The sequence below is a fragment of the Mesorhizobium sp. M7A.F.Ca.CA.002.09.1.1 genome (assembly GCF_003998555.1).
Lineage (GTDB): Bacteria > Pseudomonadota > Alphaproteobacteria > Rhizobiales > Rhizobiaceae > Mesorhizobium > Mesorhizobium ciceri.
On record NZ_RZRR01000098.1, the window covers coordinates 1 to 9,738 of the forward strand.

Consider the following 9,738-nt stretch of genomic DNA (forward strand, 5'->3'; position numbering starts at 1 on the left):
GTCCAGGAACTGCGTTTCCGTCCTGCCGCCGATCACCAGGGAACTGATGGACGGCCGGCCAAGCAGCCAGGCCAGCGCCACCTGCGCTGCCGACACGCCGCGCTGCGCGCCGATCTCCACAAGCACATCGACGATCCGCCACAGCCGGTCCTCGTCGCGGATCGGTGGTTCCGACCAGCCCGCGAGTTGGCGGGCGGTGGGGCTGTCACGGCGGTATTTGCCGGACAGCAATCCGCCGGCAAGCGGGCTCCAGACCAGAACGCCCAGCCCCTGGTCGACGGAAATCGGCAGCAGTTCGTACTCCGCTTCGCGCGCTTCCAGCGTGTAGTGGATCTGCTGCGTGATGAAGCGCGGCTGATGACGGCTGTCGCTGATGCCGAGCGCCTTCATCACCTGCCAGCCGGAATAGTTGGAGCAGCCGACATAGCGGATCTTGCCCTGGGCAACCAGCGTGTCGAGCGCGCCGATGGTTTCCTCCAGCGGCGTCACGCCATCCCATTCGTGCAGGAAATAGATGTCGATGACGTCGGTCTTGAGCCGCTTCAGGCTCTTCTCGCATTCCCGAATCAGGTGATGGCGCGACAGGCCTTCGTCGTTTGGACCTTTGCCGATCCGCATCCGTGCCTTGGAGGCGATCAGCACGTCGCCCTTGCGCTTGCCGCCGAGCGCTTCGCCGATGATTTCTTCGGAAATGCCGTTCGAATAGACATTGGCGGTGTCGATGACATTGATGCCGGCGTCGATACAGAGATCGATCATCCGGCGCGCTTCGTCGAGATCGGTCTTGCCGACCGCCGAAAAAGCACCGGCGCCACCGAACGTCATGGTCCCCATGGTCAGTGTCGATACTTTCAGGCCGGAACGGCCGAGGGTGCGGTATTCCATGTCGTCCTCGCGATTGCATTGGGAAAGGGCTGGGGAGGGCCGCCCGAAAGTGGCCGCTATTTGTAGGACAATTTGGGCGACGTGTCTCCATGCCAGCGCGGCGGATCGATCATGCCTGGCTGGACCGACAGCGGTGGTGACCATGCTCGCGCTGCAATAAAACCGTCATTGCAGGCCTATATGGAAGTCGGCTCAGGTGTTGCCGTTCCCGGGCTGTAGGCCGGGAGTTTGGGGCGCCGGACGTGGATCGACAGAGCTTGCAAGTGGAGCAGCCGATAATGACCGAGCTAAAACAGAATTCTCCGGCCAGGGATTGGCTTGAAGCCGAGCTCGCCGACACGCTTGACGAAGACTATGAGCTCGAAATGTCGGAGCCGGCGCTGTCGATGGAGATCGCCAAGATCTACAAGAACTCGCATCCGCCTTCGATCGATCGCATGCAGTATTTTCGCGACCTGATCACCCTGCAGTCCGAATTGATCAAGCTGCAGTCCTGGGTCGCCCACCACAAGAAGAAGCTGGTGGTGATCTTCGAGGGACGCGATTCGGCCGGCAAGGGCGGTGTCATCAAGCGCATCACCCAGCGCCTCAACCCGCGCATCTGCCGTGTCGTCGCACTGCCGGCGCCGACGGAGCGCGAAAAGTCGCAATGGTATTTCCAGCGCTATGTCCCGCATCTGCCGGCCGGCGGCGAGATCGTGCTGTTCGACCGCTCATGGTACAACCGCTCGGGCGTCGAGCGGGTGATGGGCTTTGCCCAGCCCGATCAGGTCGAAGAATTCTTCCACGACGTGCCGGAATTCGAGCGCATGCTGGTCCGCTCGGGCATCACCGTGGTCAAATACTGGTTCTCGATCACCGACGAGGAACAGCAGATGCGCTTCCTGATGCGCATCCACGATCCGATGAAACAGTGGAAACTGTCGCCGATGGACCTGCAGTCGCGCGTGCGCTGGGAGCAGTACACCAAGGCCAAGGAAGAGACCTTCGCCCGCACCAACATCCCGGAAGCGCCCTGGTTCATCGTCGAGGGCAACGACAAGAAACGCGCGCGGCTGAACTGCATCGACCATCTGCTCAAGCAGCTGCCTTACGAGGAAGTGCCGCACGAGGAGATCACTTTGCCGGAGCGCGTCTTCAACCCCGAATACGAACGCCAGGTGCTGCCGCGCGAGCTCTACGTGCCGGAGAAGTATTGAGGCAGACGAAGCTGCGATCTCCCCCACGAGGGGAGAGATTGGCTCTCCACCTTACGCCCGCTTGATGGTGACGTGCGTCGCGAGCGGGGTCGCCACCTGCTCGCTGCAGACATAGCCGAGCTTGAGCATGTCCAGGCCGGCAAAAAGGTTCTCGCCCGTGCCCAGCAGCAGCGGCGCGATCGCCAGATGCATCTCGTCGATCAGTTTTTCCTGCAGATATTGCCGTATGGTGGCGACGCCGCCGCCGACCCGCACATCCTTGCCGCCAGCGGCAGCCTTTGCCTGTTCAAGAGCTGAATGGATGCCGTCGACGACGAAGTGGAAAGTGGTGCCGCCCTCCATCGTGATCGGTTCCCGCTTGTGATGGGTCAGCACGAAAACCGGCACATGATAGGGCGGGTTGTCGCCCCACCAGCCTTTCCAGCTGTCGTCAGGCCATTCGCCGCGGATCGGTCCGAACATGTTGCGGCCGAGGATCCAGGCGCCGACATTTTCGAAGCTGCGCGCCGCGAACGCCTCGTTGACGTCGGTGGTGCCGCCATCTTGTCCGAGCACCATCTCGCGGAAGGTGCGGGTGTCGACAAACCACTTGTGCAAGGATTCCCCACCGACGCCGAGCGGATTTTGCAGATCCTGATCGGGACCGGCGCCATAGCCGTCGAGCGATAGGGTGAAAGCGTTGACGCGAAGTTTGGACATGCGAGCCTCCTCGATAACCGATTGTGTTTTGCAAGCAGTTTTTTGTAACAAACCGATTGTGAATTGCAAGCGGTATTTTCAAGCTCAAACGAAGCCCACGCAACGGTCAAGTGGCCCTCGCTATGGATTCCCCGGCCAAGAGCCGGAAATTGGTATGGATGTCGAAGCGGATTGGCCGACATTGCTCGCCGCGACCGGCCGTCGTCGCGAAGAGAAATTACCCCTTCAGCATCTCCGCCACTTCGGGTGCGAAATAGGTCAGGATGCCGTCGCAGCCGGCGCGCTTGAAGGCGAGCAGCGATTCCAGCATTGCCTTCTCGCCGTCGATCCAGCCATTGGCGCCTGCCGCCTTGATCATCGAATATTCGCCCGACACCTGGTAGGCGAAGGTCGGCATCTGGAACTCGTCCTTCAGCCGCCGGATGATGTCGAGATAGGGCAGGCCGGGCTTGACCATCAGCATGTCGGCGCCCTCGGCGATGTCCTGTTCGGCCTCTCTCACCGCCTCGTCCGAATTGGCATGGTCGATGTAATAGGTCTTCTTGTCGCCCTTGAGCAGACCGGCGGTGCCCACCGCCTCGCGATAGGGTCCGTAGAAGGCCGAGGCGAATTTGGTCGCATAGGACATGATCGCCACGTCCTGAAAACCATTGGCATCGAGCGCGTCGCGGATGGCGCCGATGCGGCCGTCCATCATGTCGGACGGTGCGATGATGTCGGCGCCGGCGGCCGCCTGGATGACTGCGGCGGCGGTCACCTGTTCCACTGTCTCGTCGTTGACGATGATGCCGTCGCGCAGGATGCCGTCATGGCCGTGGCTGGTGAATGGGTCGAGCGCTGCGTCGGTGATGATGCCGATCTGCGGTACCGCATCCTTGATCGCGCGGGTGGCGCGGTTGATGACATTGTCGGGATCGAGGATGTGCGAGCCGGTCTGGTCGCGCAGCGAGATGTCCACATTGGGGAAGGTGGCGAGGGCGGGAATGCCGAGTTTTGCCGCGCGCTCTGCCTCCTTGACGGCGAGATCGATCGACAGGCGGAAGACGCCGGGCATGGCGGCGATCGGCTCGCAAACACCCTTGCCCTCGACGACGAAGATCGGCCAGATCAAATCGTCGACCGTGAGCCGGTTCTCTTGCACCAGACGGCGCGACCAGTCGGCCTTGCGCATGCGGCGCAGACGGCGGCTGCCGGTGATTTCGTCGACGCCGCGCGCGCCGGCGGGCTTTGCGGGGGTGAATTTGTTCATCGCCAGTACTCTCGTTCGGGCAGGCTTTTACCACGAGCTCCCGCCGCTGACCAATGCGGCACGATTGTGCCAGCGACCGGGTCGAGGCCTATTCGGGTTGCCCATTGCCTGACAGAATCTGTGCCGCGCCCCTGATGGCGACACGGAAAGCCTCGTCGAAGCCGACACCGCGCACCTGCCAGATGTAGGTCTTGCCGGCCATGGCCAGCCGCCAGTCGGCGATCCAGCCCAGTTCCTTGTCGCTCCAGACGAGACTGCCGTAAAGCGCCTGGTCGGCGCCGGCCTTCTCCGCAAGGGTGTCGAGCTTCGTCATCTCGGCATTGCGAAGCGCCTGATCGTCCAATCCGGCCTGCGACAGCTGCGCCACCGTGGGAAAAGTCACCTGCATGGCCAGCGGTACGGCGGCATTGCCGAACGATTCGCGCATCAGCATGCCACGGTCGTCCTCGGCATCGAGCGCGTAATGCGTTGTTCCGCGCTCGGTCGCCAAAAACACCACCAGCCGTGGCCGCTCGGTCAGCCACGGCCTGCTGCCGAGCGAAGCCAGCACCGGGTCGACGTCAGCAGGCTTGTACTGGCAGTAGAGATTATGAGGCCGATCGTACGTGCCCTGGTCGTCATGGTTGGGAATGCCTTCCATGCGGTCGCGATAGTGGAAACTGGCGACGAAGGTGCCGGCTTTGTCGCGCAATGCCGTCATTTCAGGTTTCGCCGGCAGGCGCTGATCGCCGGAAACCCGCACCAGAACCGCGTCGAGGCAGCGCTTGAAGCCGGACTGGCGGTTCTTCTCGTACTTGCCGTTGACGATGGTCTGCGAGCTGTAGAGGTCTTCCAAAGTCCCCGCCATGACCGGGTGAACAGCCAAGCAGAGGCTCAGCCCGATTGCCACCGGCGCAAGGTGCGAAAATCGAGTCATAAACAATCGTCCCGTTCGAAGACCCAGCAGGTACGCTGCAATGAACTCTACCCAGTTTTCCGTATTGCAGCTCTATTTTTAGCACTGGCTCCTGGTCCGGGCCAGAGCTTGCACCGGTGTCCTCGCCATTGACGCACCCATGCGCCACGCTTTAGCACTTCAGTCCCGGCGGCCGGGAGAGGGATTCTTTCACGATGGATTTTGGCGGAGGCGACGAGATCCGCTTCGAACATCTGGGCCGGGCCGGCGTCGTCACCTTGACGCGGCCGCAGGCGCTCAATGCCTTGACGCACCGCATGATCGGGGCGCTCGACGCCGCTCTTTCCGCCTGGGAGGCCGACCAGGGCATCGACGTCATCGTCGTCAAGGCAGAGGGCAGGGCCTTTTCGGCCGGCGGCGATATCCTGCATGTCTATGAGACAGGTCGGGCGGGAAAACCGCCGGTCGAGTTCTTCGCCGACGAATACCGGCTCAACGCCCGCATCAACAGCTACAAGAAGCCCTATGTCGCCCTGATCGACGGTATCGTCATGGGTGGCGGCGTCGGCATCTCCTTCCACGGCTCGCACCGGGTGATGACCGAGAATGCCCAGTTTGCCATGCCGGAAGTCGGCATCGGCTTCTTTCCGGATGTTGGCGCCAGCCACCTGCTGCCCGATCTCGGCGGCTCCTTCGGCATGTATCTGGCGCTGACCGGCAATCGCATTCGATATGGCGATGCGCTGTGGTCTGGGCTGGCCACCCATACCATCAAGGCCGAGGACCAGGCTGGCTTCCTCGACCGGCTGGCGTTGACCGGCGATCCGGAATCGGTGCTGCGCGGCTTCTTCGTGCAGGCAAGGCGAGAAACCGACAGGCCGACGCTGGAGGCGATTGTCCGTCATTTTTCGCAACCGTCCCTGAACCGCGTCATCGACAGCCTCGAGCGTGCGGCCGCCGCCGATGAGTTCGCGGCAAAGACGCTGGCGACGATCCGCACCCGCTCGCCGACCAGCCTGCGCGTCGCCTGGCGGCAGATCAGCGCCGGACTGACGCTGTCCATGGAAGCCTGCATGAAGATGGAGTTCCGCATCCTCAACCGGATGCTCGCCGGCCATGATTTCTACGAAGGCATCCGCGCTGCCATCATCGACAAGGGCTCGAAGCCGCAATGGCGGCCGGCAAGCCTCGCAGCGGTCAGCGAAGCGGATGTCGACGCCTATTTCGCTCCGCTCGGCGAACGGGAACTCCTGATATGAGCGAGGTGACCTCAAGGCGCATCGTTCTGCAGCCCTCGGGGGTGGAGGTGATCTTCGCCTGGTTCCAGCGCGTCATATCGGGCTACTGCCTGCTGTTCGGCATTCTCTACTGGATCAAGCTGATCGGCTTTTATCCGGGCACACTGTGGCGTTTCGACCTGATGCCCGTGCACTGGCAGGTCGCGGCGGTGGTGCTCGCCGTGTTCTTTCCCTTTGCCGCTGCCGGCCTGTGGATGCTGGCGTCCTGGGGCCCGGTGATATGGTTCATTTGCGCGGTGACCGAGACGGTCATGTACGCCGGCTTTCCCGAGTTGTTCGGCCACCGCTTGCTGATTGTCGTCTCGCATGCGGCGGTGGCGGTGCTCTACGTCGTCTTTCGCGTCGTCATCTACCTGCAGAAGCGCCCGGTCCGCCACTAAGCCGTTGAACCCATTGGCGGCCCGGCTGTCGCCTCGAATGAGCCCTGCAATCGTTGCCGAAATCTTTAGGTTAATTATCCTTGCTCGGGTGACCGTTCGTTAAGCCTCTTCCGAAACCTCTTACCGGTAAGCTCTTGTTAGCCCTAGCGTTTAAGTCGAATTTTATGAGTATTCGATAGTGTCGCGATCAAGGTGAAAAACAAAAAATCACCAGGGCGACAAACGAGAGGCAAAGACAATGATCAATTCGCGTCCGGCGGCGAAGACCGCCAACGTATCCGACGATCGCCGTGAGGCTATCCGTTCCCTGTACATGGAATCGCTGCAGCTTGTTGAACGGCTGCACCGCCGCCTGCTTGATGTGATCAAAGACGAATTCGACCGCAACGGCCGTTCCGACATCAATGCCATCCAGGCACTGCTGCTGTTCAACATCGGCAATTCCGAACTGACCGCGGGCGAGCTGCGCTCGCGTGGCTACTATCTCGGCTCGAACGTCTCCTACAATCTGAAGAAGCTGGTCGATCTCGGCTTCATCAACCATCAGCGCTCGCGCATCGACCGCCGTTCGGTCCGTGTCTCGCTGACGCCGAAGGGCAATGAGGTGGCCGAGGTCGTCGCCGGCCTCTATGAGCGTCATGTCGGCTCGATCGAACAGGTCGGCGGCATCAACACCGATGAGTTCAAGCAGATGAACCGCGCTTTGCAGCGGCTCGACCGCTTCTGGAACGACACCATCGCCTACCGGATGTAAGGATGTAAGACATCCGCCGCATCGGATCCGGCCCGCGCCACAGAAGCGCGGCCGAAATATCGACCTTCAGTCAGGGCCGGTGCCGAGAGGCATCGGCCTTTCTTTGATTTGGCTGGTCATTGCACCGCGTGGTCGATCGCCGATCGATACCCAAAAAGCACGGTCCGTTCTTTTCGGAATGCTGGCCGGTCGGATTTGGCCGCAAGGCCACGTTGCCGCCATATTCCAATGGAACCGAGAATGGCAGTGATGCTGTGGTGAAGGCCATGCGTTCACCCGCAGCCCGTATCGCGCCTGTGCATTGTCACACCAAGCTGATACGGACCATGGTTGGCTAATTGTTAAGATTGCCAATTTTACAGTGCGGGCGAGATCGCCCGGTGATCAACGCAGCAAGTGATCGAACTGCTACCAATGTCTGGAACGTCCATGAAAACCAGCCGTCGTTTTTTCCTGTCCGGAGCCTCCGCGCTCGCAGCCGCGGTGGTCGCCGGCGGCGCCAATGCGCAGGATGTGATCGGTGATATCCTGAAATCCTCGGCGCGCGGCAATTGGGACGACCAGTTCGACGCCCGCGCCAGCGAGGGTGGCAAGGTGGCTTCGACGCTGCCGATCTTCAGCCCGCAGACCGTTGCCTTCACGGAACAGGCGGTCGGGCAATACCAGAACATTGTCGGGCAGGGTGGCTGGGTCGAGGTTCCCGCGACCAAGAAGCTGCAGCTTGGCGTCGATGATCCCGATGTGGTGCCGTTGCGCAAGCGGCTGATGGTTTCCGGCGACCTGTCGCAGAGCGCCGGCATTTCGACGGCTTTCGATTCCTATGTCGACTCGGCAGTCAAGCGCTTCCAACTGCGTCACGGCCTGCCGGCTGATGGCTCGATGGGCAAATACACCTATGCGGCGATGAACGTTTCGGCGCAGATCCGGCTTGGCCAGTTGCAGACCAATCTGCAGCGGCTGCGCGAGAAGGCCGGCACGCTGGGCAGCCGCTACGTGCTGGTCGACATTCCGGCAGCCCAGGTCGAAGCGGTCGAGAACGACCGCGTCGTGCTTCGCCACACCGCGATCGTCGGCAAGATCGATCGCCAGACGCCGATCGTCAATTCCAAGATCACCGAGATCATCGTCAATCCATACTGGAACGCGCCGGTCTCGATCGTGCGCAAGGACATCATTCCGCTGATGCGGAAAAATCCCGATTATCTCAAGAACAGCCACATCCGCCTGTTCGCGCCCGATGGCAGCGAAGTCGATCCGATGAATGTCGACTGGTCGACCGACGACGCCGCCAAGTACCGGTTCCGTCAGGATCCCGGCTCGGAAAACGCCATGGCTTCGGTGAAGATCAATTTCCCGAGCCCTGATGGCGTCTACATGCACGACACGCCGCAGCAGAGCCTGTTCGGCAAGATGTTGCGTTTCGATTCCTCGGGCTGCGTGCGCGTGCAGAATGTGCGCGACCTCGTCACCTGGATCCTGCGCGACACGCCCGGCTGGGACCGCCAGCATTTCGAGGCGGCGATCAAGACCGGTGAAAACACGCCGATCCAGGTCACCAATCCGGTGCCGGTCCACTTCCTCTATCTCTCGGCCTGGTCGACCGGTCCGGGCGTGGTGCAGTTCCGCGACGACGTCTACGCGCTTGATGGCAACAACGAGCTGCAGATCACGTCCGCGCTTTAAATATTTGATTTCTATTTAAAAAGGCCGCCTCTCAGGGCGGCCTTTTTTCATTGATTGGGTGCCGCGGCGTTTTTCACGGGAGGGCGGCTGGACGGATCGGCCGGCTTTGCGCATGGTCGGCGGGAAAGCCTGGAACCGGACCATGGAAGTCGCTGTCTTCATTCTGGTCGTGCTCGTCTTCGTGGCGCTTTCCGGCGCGCTGGTTCGCCTGGTGCGGGTGCCGTTGCCGGTGCTGCAGATTGCGATCGGTGCCGCGCTCGCCTGGCCGGTGCGCGGCATCCATGTCGAGATCAATCCGGAGCTGTTCCTGCTGGTGTTCATTCCGCCGCTGCTGTTCGGCGATGCCTATGGCGCACCGAAGCGTGAACTGATGGCGCTGCGCGGACCGATCCTGGATCTGGCCATAGGGCTGGTCTTCTTCACCATCGTCGGCTTCGGCTACGCCTTGCATTGGCTAGTGCCGAGCATCCCTCTGGTGGTCGCTTTTGCGCTTGCCGCGGTGCTGTCGCCGACCGACGCGGTGGCCGTGTCCTCGATCGTCGACAGGAATGTCGTCCCGGCGCGGCTGATGCACATTCTCGAAGGCGAGTCGCTGCTCAACGACGCTTCAGGCCTCGTCATGTTCCGCTTCGCCGTCGCAGCAGTGCTGACCGGCAGCTTTTCCCTTGCCGCGGCTTCGTTCAGTTTTCTCTATGC

Annotated in this window: 10 protein-coding genes; 6 read left to right on the forward strand and 4 right to left on the reverse strand. The window is 61.7% G+C overall.

Annotated features, from left to right (window positions below; translation table 11 throughout):
• The coding region (locus tag EN994_RS06890; RefSeq protein WP_164745830.1) for an aldo/keto reductase at positions 1-885 on the reverse strand (885 nt) is incomplete at its 3' end.
• Positions 886-1,163: 278 nt separating this feature from the next.
• Between EN994_RS06890 and ppk2 the strand changes: the two genes are divergently transcribed.
• Positions 1,164-2,084, forward strand: coding sequence for a polyphosphate kinase 2 (gene ppk2 / locus EN994_RS06895; protein ID WP_013532260.1), 921 nt, complete (start codon positions 1,164-1,166; stop codon positions 2,082-2,084).
• Positions 2,085-2,135: 51 nt separating this feature from the next.
• Here the strand turns inward: ppk2 and EN994_RS06900 are convergent, their stop codons facing one another.
• From EN994_RS06900 to EN994_RS06910, 3 genes are all read right to left on the reverse strand, one after another.
• A complete protein-coding gene (locus EN994_RS06900) occupies positions 2,136-2,783 on the reverse strand; it encodes a dihydrofolate reductase family protein (protein WP_063167762.1) in 648 nt (215 codons plus the stop codon).
• A gap of 217 nt (positions 2,784-3,000) precedes the next feature.
• Complete coding sequence (gene hemB / locus EN994_RS06905) at positions 3,001-4,032, reverse strand: porphobilinogen synthase (RefSeq protein WP_027162429.1); 1,032 nt, start codon at positions 4,030-4,032, stop codon at positions 3,001-3,003.
• Between the two features lie 88 nt (positions 4,033-4,120).
• On the reverse strand, positions 4,121-4,897 hold the full coding sequence (locus EN994_RS06910; protein ID WP_245458399.1) for a DUF2066 domain-containing protein: 777 nt from the start codon (positions 4,895-4,897) through the stop codon (positions 4,121-4,123).
• Positions 4,898-5,142: 245 nt separating this feature from the next.
• On the opposite strand from EN994_RS06910, the gene EN994_RS06915 reads away from it, so the two are divergent.
• The 5 genes from EN994_RS06915 to EN994_RS06935 form a co-directional block, all read left to right on the forward strand.
• Positions 5,143-6,186, forward strand: coding sequence for an enoyl-CoA hydratase/isomerase family protein (locus EN994_RS06915; RefSeq protein WP_013532256.1), 1,044 nt, complete (start codon positions 5,143-5,145; stop codon positions 6,184-6,186).
• A complete protein-coding gene (locus EN994_RS06920) occupies positions 6,183-6,605 on the forward strand; it encodes a DUF6163 family protein (protein WP_024504684.1) in 423 nt (140 codons plus the stop codon). Before EN994_RS06915 ends, EN994_RS06920 begins: the two co-directional genes overlap by 4 nt.
• A 238-nt stretch (positions 6,606-6,843) precedes the next feature.
• Positions 6,844-7,359, forward strand: a complete 516-nt coding sequence (locus EN994_RS06925) for a winged helix DNA-binding protein (RefSeq protein ID WP_008875359.1) — start codon at positions 6,844-6,846, stop codon at positions 7,357-7,359.
• Between the two features lie 429 nt (positions 7,360-7,788).
• Complete coding sequence (locus EN994_RS06930) at positions 7,789-9,042, forward strand: L,D-transpeptidase family protein (protein WP_013532254.1); 1,254 nt, start codon at positions 7,789-7,791, stop codon at positions 9,040-9,042.
• A gap of 142 nt (positions 9,043-9,184) precedes the next feature.
• Positions 9,185-9,738: cation:proton antiporter (locus EN994_RS06935; protein ID WP_206530380.1), on the forward strand; the 554-nt coding region annotated here is incomplete at its 3' end.